The 14,439-nt window shown below is 58.3% G+C and carries 13 protein-coding genes; 11 read left to right on the forward strand and 2 right to left on the reverse strand.

Annotation, left to right across the window (positions count from 1 at the left end; genetic code table 11):
• Positions 1-29: 29 nt before the first annotated feature.
• The 7 genes from AB4P92_RS25610 to AB4P92_RS25640 all read left to right on the forward strand — a co-directional run bounded on the left by AB4P92_RS25610 (position 30) and on the right by AB4P92_RS25640 (position 9,219).
• Complete coding sequence (locus tag AB4P92_RS25610) at positions 30-2,258, forward strand: polysaccharide biosynthesis tyrosine autokinase (RefSeq protein WP_395598352.1); 2,229 nt, start codon at positions 30-32, stop codon at positions 2,256-2,258.
• 36 nt (positions 2,259-2,294) lie between these two features.
• A complete protein-coding gene (locus AB4P92_RS25615) occupies positions 2,295-3,377 on the forward strand; it encodes a glycosyltransferase (RefSeq protein WP_200616757.1) in 1,083 nt (360 codons plus the stop codon).
• Between the two features lie 15 nt (positions 3,378-3,392).
• Entirely contained in the window at positions 3,393-4,505 is a 1,113-nt protein-coding gene (locus AB4P92_RS25620; protein WP_047302206.1) for a polysaccharide pyruvyl transferase family protein, read from the forward strand.
• Positions 4,502-5,734 carry a polysaccharide biosynthesis C-terminal domain-containing protein gene (locus AB4P92_RS25625; protein WP_261736062.1) on the forward strand — a complete coding sequence of 411 codons (1,233 nt, stop codon included), beginning with the start codon at positions 4,502-4,504 and terminating at the stop codon, positions 5,732-5,734. Before AB4P92_RS25620 ends, AB4P92_RS25625 begins: the two co-directional genes overlap by 4 nt.
• The gene (locus tag AB4P92_RS25630) at positions 5,725-6,828 is read left to right on the forward strand and encodes a hypothetical protein (RefSeq protein ID WP_261736063.1); all 1,104 of its coding nucleotides are present in this window, start codon (positions 5,725-5,727) and stop codon (positions 6,826-6,828) included. The genes AB4P92_RS25625 and AB4P92_RS25630 overlap by 10 nt, the downstream gene beginning before the upstream one ends.
• Positions 6,829-6,840: 12 nt before the next feature.
• The gene (locus AB4P92_RS25635) at positions 6,841-7,890 is read left to right on the forward strand and encodes an acyltransferase family protein (RefSeq protein ID WP_395598353.1); all 1,050 of its coding nucleotides are present in this window, start codon (positions 6,841-6,843) and stop codon (positions 7,888-7,890) included.
• 198 nt (positions 7,891-8,088) lie between these two features.
• The gene (locus AB4P92_RS25640; RefSeq protein WP_395598354.1) at positions 8,089-9,219 is read left to right on the forward strand and encodes an SGNH/GDSL hydrolase family protein; all 1,131 of its coding nucleotides are present in this window, start codon (positions 8,089-8,091) and stop codon (positions 9,217-9,219) included.
• A 164-nt stretch (positions 9,220-9,383) separates the two neighbouring features.
• Here the strand turns inward: AB4P92_RS25640 and AB4P92_RS25645 are convergent, their stop codons facing one another.
• Positions 9,384-9,794, reverse strand: a complete 411-nt coding sequence (locus tag AB4P92_RS25645) for a mannose-1-phosphate guanylyltransferase (RefSeq protein ID WP_395598355.1) — start codon at positions 9,792-9,794, stop codon at positions 9,384-9,386.
• 47 nt (positions 9,795-9,841) lie between these two features.
• On the reverse strand, positions 9,842-10,675 hold the full coding sequence (galU, locus tag AB4P92_RS25650; protein WP_042560129.1) for a UTP--glucose-1-phosphate uridylyltransferase GalU: 834 nt from the start codon (positions 10,673-10,675) through the stop codon (positions 9,842-9,844).
• A 390-nt stretch (positions 10,676-11,065) separates the two neighbouring features.
• Between galU and galE the strand changes: the two genes are divergently transcribed.
• From galE to AB4P92_RS25670, 4 genes are all read left to right on the forward strand, one after another.
• Positions 11,066-12,082, forward strand: coding sequence for a UDP-glucose 4-epimerase GalE (gene galE / locus AB4P92_RS25655; RefSeq protein ID WP_210703275.1), 1,017 nt, complete (start codon positions 11,066-11,068; stop codon positions 12,080-12,082).
• A gap of 231 nt (positions 12,083-12,313) precedes the next feature.
• The gene (locus AB4P92_RS25660) at positions 12,314-12,550 is read left to right on the forward strand and encodes a hypothetical protein (protein ID WP_210623891.1); all 237 of its coding nucleotides are present in this window, start codon (positions 12,314-12,316) and stop codon (positions 12,548-12,550) included.
• A gap of 145 nt (positions 12,551-12,695) precedes the next feature.
• Positions 12,696-13,757 (forward strand): polysaccharide biosynthesis/export family protein, encoded by a 1,062-nt coding sequence (locus AB4P92_RS25665; protein ID WP_047302187.1) that lies wholly within the window; start codon positions 12,696-12,698, stop codon positions 13,755-13,757.
• 11 nt (positions 13,758-13,768) lie between these two features.
• Complete coding sequence (locus AB4P92_RS25670; protein ID WP_395598356.1) at positions 13,769-14,434, forward strand: YjbF family lipoprotein; 666 nt, start codon at positions 13,769-13,771, stop codon at positions 14,432-14,434.
• Positions 14,435-14,439 lie beyond the last annotated feature (5 nt).

Raw genomic sequence — 14,439 nt, forward strand, 5'->3', positions numbered from 1 at the left:
TCAGATCAGTGAATGGTAAGAACAGACTTATGCAGTTACCGTCAGTAATCGCCAACCGTGACAACGATCAAGACAGTATTGATCTACTCGGCATATTCGGCAGTTTGATAGACCAGAAATGGTTGATCGGCGCACTCACCGGTGCCTTTATGGCTGCCGGCGTTGCCTATGCGGTGTTGGCCACGCCTGTGTACCTGGCGAACGCACTGGTGCAGGTCGAACCGAAAAAGAACGACATGCTCGGTTTCTCCGACCTCAACAGCATGCTCGGTGGGCAATCGCCGTCGGTGACCGAAATTGGCATCATCAAGTCGCGCGCGGTGATCGGCAAAACCGTCGATGACCTGCGGTTGGATATCGATGTCACGCCTAATACCTTTCCGCTGATTGGTGGTTTTCTCGCTCGCCGTTATCGCGGCGAAACCGAGTTCAGCGTCGCGCCGCCAAAGTTCGGCATGAACAGCTATGCGTGGGGCGGCGAGCGTGTCGAGATCGCCCGGCTGGACCTGCCAAAAGAACTGCTGGGCAAGAAGCTCACGCTGATTGCTGGCGAACAACATCACTTCAAGCTGTTCGATGAAAACGACAACGTGCTGGTAGACGGTGTTGTCGGTGAAGCCTTCGCACAAGATGACGTAAAGGGGCTGATCGCCCAGCTGTCGGCCAATCCTGGCACGCAGTTCCAGGTGGTGCGCAATCCACGGATCGTGACCATCCAGAGCTATCAGGATGCGCTGGATATTTCCGAGCAGGGCAAAGAGTCGGGCATCATCCGCCTCGCGCTGGCCAGCGCCGACGCGCCTGAGGCGGTGAAGATCCTCAACAAGATCGCGGCGCTGTACGTCGAGCAGAATGTGCGCCGCACGTCTGCCGAAGCGGCGCAGAGCCTGGCTTTCCTGCAGAGCCAGCTACCGCAGGTCAAACGTGATCTGGCCAAGGCCAGTGATGCGCTCAACGCCTACCAGACGCACGGCAAGACCGTAAACATCTCCCTGGAAACCCAGTCGGTGCTCGGTCAGTCCGTGGCGCTCGAAACGCGGATTTCCGAGCTGAAAATGCAGCAGGCGGAGATGGATCGCAAGTTCACCAAACAGCATCCGGCCTATCGCGCCTTGATGAGCCAGATCGGCGAATTGACGCAACAGCAGAGGTCGCTTGAAGGCAAGGTTCAGGATTTGCCGGCCACGCAACAGGAGCTGTTGAACCTGACCCGCGATGTTGAAGTGGCCTCGCAGATCTACACGCAATTGCTGAACAAATCCCAGGAACTGGACATCGTCCGTGCCGGCGCAGTCGGCAACGTGCGCTTGATCGACACGGCGGATGTCGACCTGACCAGCCCGGTCAAACCGAAAAAAGCCCTGATCGTGCTTATCGCAACCTTCCTCGGCGCCTTCGTCGGCGTCGCCCTGGTGTTGCTGCGCAAATCCCTCAGTCGTGGCCTGGAAGGGCCGGAGGCCATCGAGCAACTTGGCTTGCCGGTGTACGCGTCGATTCCTTACAGCGCGCTGCAGCAGGAAGAGGACGGCAAAAAGGGTCGCGCCCGCGATGGCGTGGACAAACCGGCGTACCTGTTGGCGTTGCGCAACCCGACGGATCTGTCCATCGAGTCGATCCGCAGCCTGCGTACCTGCCTGCACTTCGCCGGGCTGGACTCGACCAACAACCGCATCATGATTTCCGGGCCGAGTCCGCAGGTCGGCAAGACGTTCGTCTCTTCCAACCTTGCCGCCGTCATGGCGCAAAGCGGTCAGCGTGTGGTGCTGATCGACGCCGACATGCGCAAAGGGCATCTGCACAAAACCCTCAACGTACCGATCGCCAATGGTTTGTCGGATCTGCTGGTCAAGCGCTGCAGCCTCGAGCAGTCGATCAAAAAAATCGAAGGCGCCGACTTGCATTTCATCAGTCGCGGGCAGGTGCCGCCCAATCCTTCCGAGCTGTTGATGCACGCCAATTTCCGCGAGCTGCTGGCAGAACTCAGCGAGCTGTACGACGTGGTGATCATCGACACGCCGCCGCTGCTGGCGGTGACCGATGCGGCCATTGTTGGCCGTGAGGCGGGCATCAGCCTGATCGTCACGCGCTTCGGGGTGAACCCGGCCAAGGAAATCGAATTGACCATTCGCCGCTTCGCGCAGAACGGCATCGAGTTGAAAGGTGCGGTGTTCAACGGCGTCGAGAAGCGCGCGGCCAGTTACTACGGCAACGGCGGCTACGGCTATTACAACTACGAATACGCCTCCGACAAATCCTGATTTGCCGCGATTTTTCTAAATTTGGAGTGGGTGGTTGTGAAAAAAATACTGCACGTGGCTGAGACGATAAAAGGTGGCGTTGCGACGGTCATTCGCACGATTTCGACGTCGCCCGAAGACGATGCTGCCAATTACGAGCTGGTTTATCTGGTCCCGCAGGATCAGGAAAAAGAGCTGCACGGCATTGCAGCGCAGCAGATTCGCACCTTCGCCCGAACCGGGCGCAACGTGCCGTCGCTGCTGCGTTTCGCCTGGCGCCTGGCGCAGGTGATGATCAAGGAAAAACCCGATGTGGTGCATCTGCACAGCACCTTTTCCGGGGTGATCGGCCGTTGCGTTTGCGTGCTGTTGCGACCTTGGCGCAAGCCGAAAATCGTCTACTGCCCGCATGCGTTTTCGTTCCTGATGGAAAGCTCGCCGATCAAGCAGAAAGTCTATGCGTGGATCGAGCGTGTCTTGCAGAAGGTCACCGACGTGATCATCTGCGTCAGCCAGTACGAACTCGATAAAGCCGCGAGTTTTGGCATCGAGCGCAAGCGCATGCGCCTGATCTATAACGGCATTCATCGCCGGGACGAGGCGGCAAAAATCGCCAACCCCGAGCCGATTCATCTGTTGTTTGTCGGCCGCCTCGACTACCAGAAAGGTTTTGACGTGTTGCTCAAGGCCTACGCCAAGGTGCAGCGCAACGATCTGAAACTGACGGTGGTTGGCAGTGCGGTCAACGAGGACGTGGTCGAGTGCCCGCCCATGGATGGCGTTGAATATCTGCCGTGGGTCACACCGAGTGAAGTGCACGCGCTGTATCAACAAGCCGATGCCTTGATCGTCCCGAGTCGCTGGGAAGGTTTTGCCATGGTGCCGCTGGAAGGCATGGCCATGGGGCTGCCGGTGATCGCCAGTGACTGCACGTCGCTGCCCGAGCTGGTCAGCAACGAGGTGTCCGGTTACGTCTTCCCGACCGGTGATCACCAGGCGCTGGCGGACGTGCTGGCGAAAATCCAGAAGCCGCGGTTGCTTGACCTCGGCAACGAGGGCCGCAGCATTGTCCGCGAGCGTTTCAGCGCCGCGTTGATGATCCGCCAGACCTACGACCTGTATCGCGCTCCCACTTATTAAGTAGAACTCAAGCTTATGAACGTAACGATTTTGCATGGCTACAGTGCGTCCAACTCCGGTGACGGTCTTCTTGTCGATCTGGCCATTGCCCTGGTGCAGCGTAACTTTGGTGACGACACCGCGATCAGCGTTGTGGCGTCCGATCCGCAATCCTTCAGCTACCTGCCGCACCCACGTTTTGACGCGCCGGTGATGGCGGCCAAAGGACTGGGGCGGGTCAAGCAAGCGGTGTTTCTCAATCAGTCCTACGCAGGGCTCGCCGATCTGTTGCGCAAAACCGACCTGATCGTCGGCGTCGGCGGCGGTTACATGCGCTCGAAAAGTGCGTTCGAACACATCAAGTTGAAACTCGGCCACGCCAAGCAACTGGAAACCGCGATCCTCAGCAAAGTGCCGTCGGTGTACCTGCCGCAAAGCATCGGCCCGTTCCATGGCGAGAGCAGCAAAATCGTCGAGCATTACGCCAGCGCCGACGCGGTGTTCGTGCGCGACAATCGTTCGTCGGCGATCTTCGATGCCTGTGACAACGTCTATCGTGCGCCGGATCTGGCCGTGCAATCGTTGGCCAGCAAAATCCTGCAGCAACCCAAGTTCACCCGTTGCGCCGCGTCCCCGGCCACGGTGTGCGTCGTGCTGCGCAAGCCTCCTGAGTGGAGCAAGGAAAAGAAGGTCGCCTACGTCGCCAATCTGAAGCTGCTGCTGCAACGTCTGAAGAACAAAAGCAAAGTGGTCTGCGCCGTGCAAAGCGCTGTGCGTGGCAACGATGACGGCGCGTTCTATCGCGAACTGGGCATCAGCGAAGACTTGCTGTCGCTGAAGGCGACAATTGCCAAGTATCAGCCGGATCTGGTGATTTCCGTGCGCTTGCACGGCGCGATCGAATCGCTGCTCTCGGGCGTTCCGGCGTACCACATCAGCTACGAACGCAAAGGCTTCGGCGCCTATCAGGACATGGGGGTCGAGGACTGGGTGATCAACGGCGGCGACATCAATGTCGACACCATCATCAACACGGTTTACGCGCCGAACGCGCTGTCGAATTTCGGCAAACGCCTGACCGACACCTGCCGCGAGATCGAGGCAAAAACCGTGGCCATGGACGAGATCATCAAAGGGATCGTTCGATGATATTTCGGCTACTGCTTCGCGGCGGAGCCTTGGGCGCGAAGTTTTTGCTGGTGCTGGCGATCACTCATTACCTCGGTTATGAGGCGTTGGGCTTTTACGGCGTGGTGGTCGCGGCGTCGTTGATTGCCTCGAAGTTCTACAGCGTCGGCTTCAGTTCGGAAATCAATCGGCTGATCAGTGTCGGCGGCAGTTCGCGCCGGGTCGTCGACAAGGTTTTGCTGCTGTATCTGGCGGTGGGGCTGGTGTTGTCGGTGGTGACAGTGCTGATTTATTCACTGTTCCAGGCTGTCGAGGCGCCGATGGCGCTGATCCTCTGCGTGACCCTGGTGTTGCTCAGCGAACACCTGTCGTTCGAAATCAACTCGTTCGTGTTTTCCGCGCAGAAAGCCACGGCGGGCGCGCTGCTGTTTTTCATCAAGACCGGCCTGTGGGCGCTGTTGGCGGTGGGCGGGATGATGCTCGGCTGGGTGTCGGGCATTACCAGTGTGTTGTGGTTGTGGGTGGTCGCCAACGTGCTGGTGATCATCGCCGGCTACCTGATCGTGGTGAACGTGCATCGCGGGCGAGAAGCCGGAACGCTGGCCACCGCGACTGTGTGGAAGGCCGGGTTGCCGTTCTACCTCGGCACCGGTTTGATCGCGTTGAGTCAGTACGCCGAGCGCTTTCTGATCATCGACCTCGAACCCTACGCCAGCCTCGGTAAATACGTGTACGCGTGGTCGGCGGCCAACACTTTGCAAGCGTTGTCCTACGCGGTGGTGGCGGTGGTCGGCATTCCGGTGTTGGCCAAACGTTTTCAGGCCGATCAGCAAGCGTTCACGGTCAGGCAATTGTTCGTCAACAAATGGGTCATGCGCTCACTGGCGGTGTCCGCTGTAGTAGCGGTGGCGATTTATCTGTTCTTCAACGTGGTGCTCGATTACGTCGCGACCAGCGTGCCACGTCCGGATAACGCGATCCTCGCTGTGCTGATCTTTTCCTTCGCCTTGCGCGCGATTGGCGACATCGTCTGGGGCGGTTTGATTGCCTCGAAAAACAGTCGCGTGTCACTCGCCAGCGCGGCGATCTGCCTGTTGGTTTCGGTGCCGGTCAGCTACCTGCTGATCAAGCACTATTCGATCTATGGCGCGGCGTGGGGCAACGTCTTTGCGGTCATCGTTCAGCTTGGCGTAATTGCCGTGTTGACCCGTGTGACTGGCGTGAAGAAGGCCGCTGTGTCATGGGCCTGAAGCTGCCGTGCATCGAGTTTCGTGGCAAGAAACTCGATTCGTACGTGTCGTTCCTGATCCTCTTCACTGGCCTGTTTCTGTCGGTGGCCATGCCGCTGCTGGTCCCTCGCGCGCCCGGGCCGGATGCCATGACGTTATGGTCGTCCTATGCACGCGCCGACAACTGCAATTTCTGGAACCCGTTCTCGCCGGATCGCTCCTCCTACGAGTGTTCGGCGTTCCTGCTGCGGCCCACCGGGATCAACCTGACCAATGCCTGGGCCTATGGCATGTTCTGCAACTTCTTCCTCACGGCGATTCCGGTGGTGGTGTTTCGGCGCATGCCCCTGGCGATCTTCGGCACCCTGTGTCTGTGGGGCATCGTCCGCTCGTTTTTTCTGGAAAACCTGACCAAGGAAATCATCGTCTCGGTGGCGGTGCTGAGCATTTTGCTCAGCTCGTTGACGCGTAAATATCGCGGCGGGTTTTTCCTGTCGGCGGTGATCTACGGCGTATTGATCCGGCCTTACTGGATACTGTTTTCGCTGTCCTGGGTCGGCGTCTGTGTGATGAAGAAGTATGTGTCGCGCATGACCTTTTTCCTGATGCTGTTCATTTTCTATCTGGCAGTCGCCATGGCGATTCAGTTGGCGCTCGGGTTTCCGGTGTCGTCGATTCGCGCGAGTAACAACGAATTGCGCACGGCGGGGGAGGAGGGCTCGAAATCGTTGATCGTGTCGTGGCTCAGCGGCAGTGACTTCGTCTCGCAAGCGCTGGACTCGATGATCATCTTCTTCCGGTTGTCGTTCCCCGTGGAGCTGATTCTGCTGTCCGGGCCGGGTCAGGCGATCTTCGTTGCCTTGATGATCATGACCGCGCTGCTGCTGTTCAAAGTCATCACCTCCACCGATTACAAGGGCACACCGATCCAGACCAAACCCAAGGAGCTGATCGCGATTCCGCTGGCGTTTTTGCTGGTGCAGGGTTTGTTCGAGCCGGACTTCGGCTCCTTCGCCCGGCACTTCTCGATGGTCGTGCCAGTGCTGTTTGTGGGCCTGGGATTGATGCTGCGCGCGAACAAACCGGTGCAGGTTGAATCAAGAATTCTGAATTGAGGCAGGTGCTTTATGTCGAGCAAGAAAAAGTCCCTGGAGATCGAAACCCTGCGCGGCCTGGCGTGCCTGCTGCTGGTGCTGTATCACGTCATCGGCCCGTTGGGCGGCGGCTTGAAGATCGACCTGGGCTCACCGTTTCGAGTGCTCGCCGACTCGATGGTGTACGTGCGCATGCCGCTGTTCACCTTCATTTCCGGTTACATCTACTCGATTTACAAAATCCGCGGGAATGACTTTTACACGTTCTTCACCGGCAAGGTTCGGCGGCTGATCGTGCCGCTGTTTTGCGTGGGCGTGCCGTTCTCGGTGCTGCAAGCGGTCGGCCCGGGGGTGAACAAGGATGTCGGTGTGATCGACGCGTTGTTGTCGTTCTGGGTGCCGATCAACCACTTCTGGTTCTTGCAGGCGGTGTTCATCATTTTCATTTTCGTCGGCTTGCTGGAGTGGCGTGGTCTGCTGCGTTCGCCCACGCGCCTGTATCTGCTGTTTGCCTTTGCCGCAGCGATATTTCTGCTGCCACCGTTCACGTTCGACGCGTTCGGCATCAACGGCGCAATCTACCTGCTGCCGTTTTTCGTGGCGGGGATGATCGGCCAAGAGAACGTCGACGCGTTGAGGCAGCGGTTCAAGATGATCGGGCCGTTGGTGTTTGTGCTGATCTCGCTGACGCTGTTGTATGTCGCGGCGGTGGATCGCGAACTGATTGTTGATCGCCGTAGTGTGATTGGTCTGACGGTGGGTTGCGTGTCCTGTTTCGCGCTGCTGTCGAGCGATATGCGCTCGAAGTGGCTGACCTGGCTGGGCGGTTATTCCTATGCGATTTTCCTCTTCCATGTTCTGTTTGCCGCCACTTCGCGGTTTGTCCTGGGACGTTTGGGCGTGAAGGATGAGAGCTTGCTGGTGTTCGGCGGCGTGGCGTGCGGGTTGCTTGGACCTGTGGTGTTGTCGATGGTTTTCAGTCGGTTCAACGTGACCTCGGTGCTGTTTCTGGGGGAGCGGGCGGCAAGCAAAAAACCACTGGTACCCATCACCCCGGTGGTGCCAACCCAATCATCCCTGTAAGTCACACCATTCCTGTGGGAGCTGGCTTGCCAGCGATGGCGGTGGATCAGGTAATGAATCTGTGCCTGACTCGGCCCCATCGCTGGCAAGCCAGCTCCCACAGGTTTATTGGTATGCACAGATTTAATGGATGACCACAAACCCTGTGGGAGCGAGCTTGCTCGCGAAGGGGCCGTCACTGAATGAAGGAATTTATGCATGTTGGCAGTTGATGACGCTCAGCCGGTTGCGGCCGCGGTGGTTGAGGTAGGTGATGCGCGCGAGCGCTTTGCCCAGTGGCGTGAAGGCAAGGCCGGCAAGGTGCTGGCAGTCTCGGTGATCGGCGACAGCTACAGCGCCGGACAGGATTTCTATCTGAACAAACTGGTGCAGCGGGTGGCCGGGGAGGTGGGTTTTGCCGGGCCTGGCTACGTCGGTTTCAACCACGGCGCGGCGCTGGGCGGCACACACTTCAAATACACCCGCAGCAGCGAGAAGTATTTTGGCGGCGACTGGAAGGTCTCCGGGCTTGGCCAGGCCAGCCCTGATAGCCGAACGGTGACAGGGCGGCCCGGTGCATGGTTGCAGGTCGATGCCAGCCCGACACCGGCGATCAACACAGTCGTCACTCAAGCGAAATTACTTTATCTGGGCAACGGTGAGTCCAGTGAGATCCGCTATCGCTGGACGCCATCGCAAGACTGGAAACCCTTGAAGCTCGCCGGTTCCGGCGTACAAGAGGTGCCATTGCCTGACACGCCGACAACAGCGGATTGGGCGTTCCGGCTCGAAGTGGTGAACGGCGCGCCAACCCTGTTCGGCTTGTGGATGAGCAACGATCAGGGCGGCGTGCGGGTGTCCAAACTGGCGGCTTCCGGCGCGGCATCCGCTGACTTCTATCACAGCGATCCGAAGTGGCAGACACAATGGAAAGCGGCCGTGTCGAAGATTCCTGCCGACGTTTATCTGATCATGCTCGGTGGCAACGATCAGGGATTTGGCGTGAAGCCGCAGACGTATTTGCACAATGTGCAGGGGCTGGTGGCAATGATCCGCGAGATTCAGCCAGCGGCGAGCATCAACCTGATCATGCGTCAGGACACCACGCGCTCCAGTGCCTATCCGATGTCGGCTTATGCGCAGGTTTTGCAGCCTTGGGCTCAGTCCCAGCATCTGGGGTACGCCAATCTGCAATGCGCGTTCGGCAGCGACGTCAAACGCTACGCGGCGGCGATGATCGGCCCGGACAAGATTCATCCGGTGCCGGCCACGGGCGGCAAGGTGATTGCCGATTATTTCTATGGCTGGATCACTGGTGCCAAGGACGGTTGCGCCGCTTCCCCTCTGTGATCGTTCCCCTGTCCTGCGTGTGAAGGCATGAAAACGCATACCCCTGTAGGAGCTGCCGAAGGCTGCGATCTTTTGACTTTGTTTTCAAAGATCAAAAGATCGCAGCCTTCGGCAGCTCCTACAGGGATAACCGGGATTTACGATCCACAGGTGAACGTTGGGGCTTACGCTTTTTCGAAGCCGTCCAGTTGATTCAACAACTCCGCAAGCTTCTGCGGCATCAACCGCGTATCACAACGCGTCTCCACGTTGATGATGATCGCCGGGTCGTTGCAGCAGATGCGCACCCGGAAGCGCCAGTCGCTGAAAATCACTTTCAGGCCGTCGTGGTCATCGATTTCCAGCGCCTGCTCGCCATAGAGCTTTTTCAGGTGAGCGAGCAGGGGATAGGGATCGGCCAGCGGCCGGCGAATGTCGCCGGAGGACGGAAACATGCCGATGCGCTCCACCAGCAAAATGGTGCCCAGCCAGGACTCGTTGGCGCTGGGCAACGGCTGCTGACGCGACAACCAACCGACCACCCCGAGGTTGCCCACCTCACGTTCAATGTCTGCCGAATGTTGTGCAATGTTCATAGAGGCCTGCCTGAAATGATAAGTGGGCGGTGGGTGCGTGGGCCGTCTCAGCGGCCCTTGAGGTAGACGTTTTCGTAGCAGAAGTTGGTCGCTTGCAGGTAACCCTCGGCGTCGCCGCAGTCAAAGCGCAAGCCTTTGAACTTGTAGGCCAGTACGCAACCGTTTTGCGCCTGTTTCATCAGGGCGTCGGTGATCTGGATCTCGCCGCCCTTGCCCGGCTGGGTGTCGGCGATCAGGTCGAAAATGTCGGGCGTCAGGATGTAGCGACCGATGATCGCCAGGTTCGAAGGCGCATCCTGCGGCGCCGGTTTTTCGACCATGTTGTTGACCCGATAAATGCCATCGGAAATCAGCTCGCCGGCAATCACGCCGTACTTGTGCGTCTGATCGGCCGGGACTTCCTGGATCGCTACGATCGAGCAGCGGAATTTCTTGTAGAGCTGGATCATCTGCGTGAGCACGCCATCACCTTCCAGGTTCAGGCACAGGTCATCGGCCAGGACCACGGCGAATGGCTCGTCGCCGATCAACGGACGACCGCTGAGAATCGCGTGGCCCAGGCCTTTCATTTCTACCTGGCGCGTGTAGGAGAAGGTGCAGGTGTCGATCAGCTCGCGGGTGCCGGCAAGGAACTTCTCTTTCTCGGTGCCGCGGATCTGGTGTTCAAGTTCGTAGCTGATATCGAAATGATCTTCCAGCGCACGCTTGCCCCGGCCGGTGACGATGGCCATGTGTTGCAAGCCGGCGTCTCGCGCTTCTTCAACGGCGTACTCGATCAACGGCTTGTTGACGATCGGCAGCATCTCTTTCGGCATGGCTTTGGTGGCTGGCAAGAAACGCGTGCCATATCCGGCAGCGGGAAACAAACATTTACGAATCATAAAAGTATCCTGGACAGTCATGGAACACAGCCAACGGGTGCGCGCACTAACGAAGGAGTGCAAGTTTCAATAGTTATTGAACGACTGCTTTAATACCTGAGTCAGGTTATTAATAGCAATTGAATGCGCCGGTAAATCGCGACAATGTTATGAGATGTCGGATGGCGCGTTATTAGTTATTTTTAGTCGGTATCTGTTGATAGTGATGAGTGCACTTGCAGTGCTAATAAGTACCGGGCAATACAGTGTGACCTGCAAAAATATTTATTGCCAGTCATTGAACTAGTTTTGTTTTCGGTTGTTGTCGCCTGGTTTGTGTGGATTGCGACACATCTCCACAACAACAGGCTTGACACGCTACTTGTTACTTATCCAATCACGGACCGCGCTATGAAGATTCTGGTAACCGGTGGCGCCGGCTATATCGGCTCGCACACCACACTTGCGCTGCTTGAAGCAGGTTATGAAGTTGTCGTGCTGGATAATCTTTGCAACAGCAGCGATGCGGCACTGCATGCGGTGGAAGCCATCTGCGGCAAAAGTGCGCAGATGATTCGCGGTGATGTTTGCGATCGGGCGCTGCTTGACCGGATATTCAACGAGCATGCCATCGACGGCGTGCTGCATTTCGCCGGTCTCAAAGCGGTCGGCGAGAGCGTGCGCAAGCCGCTTGAGTATTACGAGACCAACGTCAGCGGCAGCATCACGTTGTGTCAGGCGATGGCGGCGGCTGGGGTGTTTCGCCTGGTGTTCAGCTCATCGGCCACGGTCTACGGCGAGCCAGCGCAGATGCCGATCCGCGAAGACTTTCCGACCGGTACTCCGACCAATCCCTACGGGCAATCCAAGCTGATCGTCGAAAACGTCCTGCGTGATCTGTGCCAGTCCGAGCCGCGCTGGAGCATCGCCTTGCTGCGTTACTTCAACCCGATCGGCGCGCACCACAGCGGCCATATGGGTGAAGACCCGAACGGCATTCCCAACAACCTGCTGCCTTATATCAGCCAGGTCGCGGTGGGCAGCCTGCAAGAGTTATCGATTTTTGGCGACGATTACCCCACGGTCGATGGCACCGGTGTGCGTGACTACATCCACGTGGTCGACCTGGCCGACGGGCATTTGAAAGCCTTGCAGTCGATTTCCGGACGCAGCGGCATTCATACCTGGAACCTCGGCACCGGCGATGGCTACAGCGTGCTGCAAGTGTTACGTGCTTTTGAGCAGGCCTGCGGACAACCCGTGCCTTATCGGGTGATGCCGCGACGTTCGGGGGATATCGCCGAGAGTTGGGCCGACGCGTCCAAAGCTGCGCAAGAGCTGGGCTGGAAAGCCAGGCGTAACTTGCAGGACATGGTCACCGACACGTGGCGCTGGCAATCGAACCATCCGAAGGGCTATCTCCGATAATGTCGTTTTGATGCCCAATGTTAGTTTCGGTCAGGTGTTAGATATCGTCGGGAAAATACGCTGGAAATGCCTTTTGCAAGTCCGTAGATATAAACCTGCCGTTCGACTTTTATCAGTTGCGTAAGACTGTGAAAGAACAACGGATCTTGTTCGCATTTTTCGCGGACTTGAACTCTACCACCTCTAGCACCGGCCGGTTTTTAACAGGTCGAATGTTAGAAAGGAGTTGATATGAAGAAAGTGATGGCAGTTGCCCTGTTGACGATGTTGAGCAACTGGGCTGTCGCAGCTGAAGCGCCGCTTACTGCGGTGACCAATGTGGGCGGTAGTGTAGCGGCTTCGCAAGCCCCTGCAGCCAGTACTGCAATGGTCGCCAGTGCAGTAGCGGCGTCCAACAGCGGTGGCAGTGCCAACGGCGGTACCACCGGTACGACGGGTACCACCGGTACAACCGGCACGCATAACTAACAGCGTTTTTTGTTAGTGCAGTACAGGGTCGCCCGACGCAAGTCGGGTGACTTCTTTTTTTAGATCCGCCCTTGAATAGCGTAGTGCCATTATGACTCGTAGTTTTTCTCTTTTAATGTTGGCAAGTCTCGCTTTACAAGGTTGCATGTTTTCCCCCGGCCAGTACCTGAGCACCAGCGACATCACCCGCCAGGGTGCCAGTGAGAGCAGCCGGGTCGAGCTGATTCCGATCACGCCCAAGCTGATCTCCACCACCCGCGCCACGCAAAAGCGCACGTCGCTGCCGCCGGAGTTATTGACGACCCCGGCCGAGTACCGCATCGGCAATAACGATGTCTTGTACATCACGGTCTGGGATCACCCCGAGCTGACAGCGCCGTCCGGTGCGCAACAACAGATCGATGCCAACGGCCGTCTGGTGCGTTCCGATGGCACGCTGTATTACCCGTTCATCAAGGAAGTCCAGGCCACTGGCCGGACCATCCAGCAACTGCGCGCAGACATCGAACAACGGCTGTCGGCGTTCATCGCCGAGCCGCAGGTGGACGTCGCCGTGTTGCGTTTCGCCAGTCAGAAAGTGGTGGTCACCGGCGCGGTTACGAAGGCCGGCCCGCAGGCGATTTCGACCAATCCGCTGAGCGTGGTCGAAGCGCTGGGTTCGGCCGGCATCGATACCAGCAACGCGGACTTGTCCGGCCTGCTGCTGACGCGTAACGGGCGGGTGTATCCGCTCAATCTCGACTCGCTCAACCAGCATGATTCCGAGTTGCAAGGCGTGTACCTCAAGGGCGGCGATCAGTTGTACCTGCCATACAACGACAACAAGCGAATTTACGTCATGGGTGAGGTCAACCAGCCGCGCGCATTGAGCTTCAAGACGGCGACGATGAACCTCTCCGATGTGCTCGGTTCGGTCGGCGGCTTGAGCCAGACCACCTCCAACGGCAACGCGGTTTACGTCATTCGCGGCGTAGAGAACCTCGACGTCGAGCCGGCGAAAATCTACCAGTTGAATGCCCAGTCGCCGACCGCCATGGCGCTCGCCACGCATTTCGAAGTGCGCCCGCAGGATGTCGTTTATGTCGGCCCTGCGAACGTGACGCGCTGGAACCGCTTCATCAGCCAATTGGTGCCGTCGGCGTCGATTGTCGGATCCGGGGCTTCCGCTGCGAAGAACTGGAGCGAATTCAGTAACAACAGCAAATAAGGCCGCCGACTGTGAACACGTTGAAAGTGGGTATCTGCCTGATGGCGGCCCTGTTGTTGTGCGGCTGTAACCCACTGATGAGCGCGTCGCTGAACAACCTCAAATCGGCGGTGATCGGCCCTGACGAAGTGGACGTGACGCCGGCCCAGGTGGCCGAGGTCAGCTACCCGCAACTCAAGTTGACCACGCCGTCCGGCTCCGGGGTGCTGGCGTTGGTGCGCGAGCGCGAAGACCTGCAGTTCTGGGTCGCCTCCGGCAAGCAAGTGCTGCTGCTGCGCGATGGCCTGGCCGTGCGCAGCATTGGTCTGGGCCTTGAGGGCGATCTCGACGGCACGCGTCTGGCGGATGACTCGCCGTTCAAATCAGGCCTGCATCAAGTCGCCGATGGCTTTACCACTCGGCGCTGGATCGACCTCTACAAGGGCCAGGAAGTGGGGGTGATCGTTAACAGTCGCTTCACCCGCCGCTCGACGGAAACCCTCGACATTCTTGACAAGGAATACACCGTGCTACGTGTCGATGAGCAGATTGACGCTCCGGCCATCGGCCTGAGTGCGACCAATCGTTATTGGGTTGATCCGCGTGACGGTTTCATCTTCAAGAGTGAGCAGCAACTGACCTCGCAACTGCGCGTCAGAATCGTGCAACTGACACCTGATCGCAGGCATCTGCCGTGAAGCGT

The organism is Pseudomonas sp. A0308 (assembly GCF_044218815.1).
Lineage (GTDB): Bacteria > Pseudomonadota > Gammaproteobacteria > Pseudomonadales > Pseudomonadaceae > Aquipseudomonas > Aquipseudomonas iridis.

Bases quoted from the DNA above. Each gene is read 5' to 3' on its own strand.
- AB4P92_RS25660 (WP_210623891.1), top strand. From the start codon at position 12,314: ATGAAGAAAGTGATGGCAGTTGCCCTGTTGACGATGTTGAGCAACTGG.
- AB4P92_RS25665 (WP_047302187.1), top strand. From the start codon at position 12,696: ATGTTTTCCCCCGGCCAGTACCTGAGCACCAGCGACATCACCCGCCAG.
- AB4P92_RS25610 (WP_395598352.1), top strand. From the start codon at position 30: ATGCAGTTACCGTCAGTAATCGCCAACCGTGACAACGATCAAGACAGT.
- AB4P92_RS25620 (WP_047302206.1), top strand. From the start codon at position 3,393: ATGAACGTAACGATTTTGCATGGCTACAGTGCGTCCAACTCCGGTGAC.
- galE (WP_210703275.1), top strand. From the start codon at position 11,066: ATGAAGATTCTGGTAACCGGTGGCGCCGGCTATATCGGCTCGCACACC.
- AB4P92_RS25625 (WP_261736062.1), top strand. From the start codon at position 4,502: ATGATATTTCGGCTACTGCTTCGCGGCGGAGCCTTGGGCGCGAAGTTT.
- AB4P92_RS25630 (WP_261736063.1), top strand. From the start codon at position 5,725: ATGGGCCTGAAGCTGCCGTGCATCGAGTTTCGTGGCAAGAAACTCGAT.
- AB4P92_RS25635 (WP_395598353.1), top strand. From the start codon at position 6,841: ATGTCGAGCAAGAAAAAGTCCCTGGAGATCGAAACCCTGCGCGGCCTG.
- AB4P92_RS25640 (WP_395598354.1), top strand. From the start codon at position 8,089: ATGTTGGCAGTTGATGACGCTCAGCCGGTTGCGGCCGCGGTGGTTGAG.
- galU (WP_042560129.1), bottom strand. From the start codon at position 10,675: ATGATTCGTAAATGTTTGTTTCCCGCTGCCGGATATGGCACGCGTTTC.
- AB4P92_RS25645 (WP_395598355.1), bottom strand. From the start codon at position 9,794: ATGAACATTGCACAACATTCGGCAGACATTGAACGTGAGGTGGGCAAC.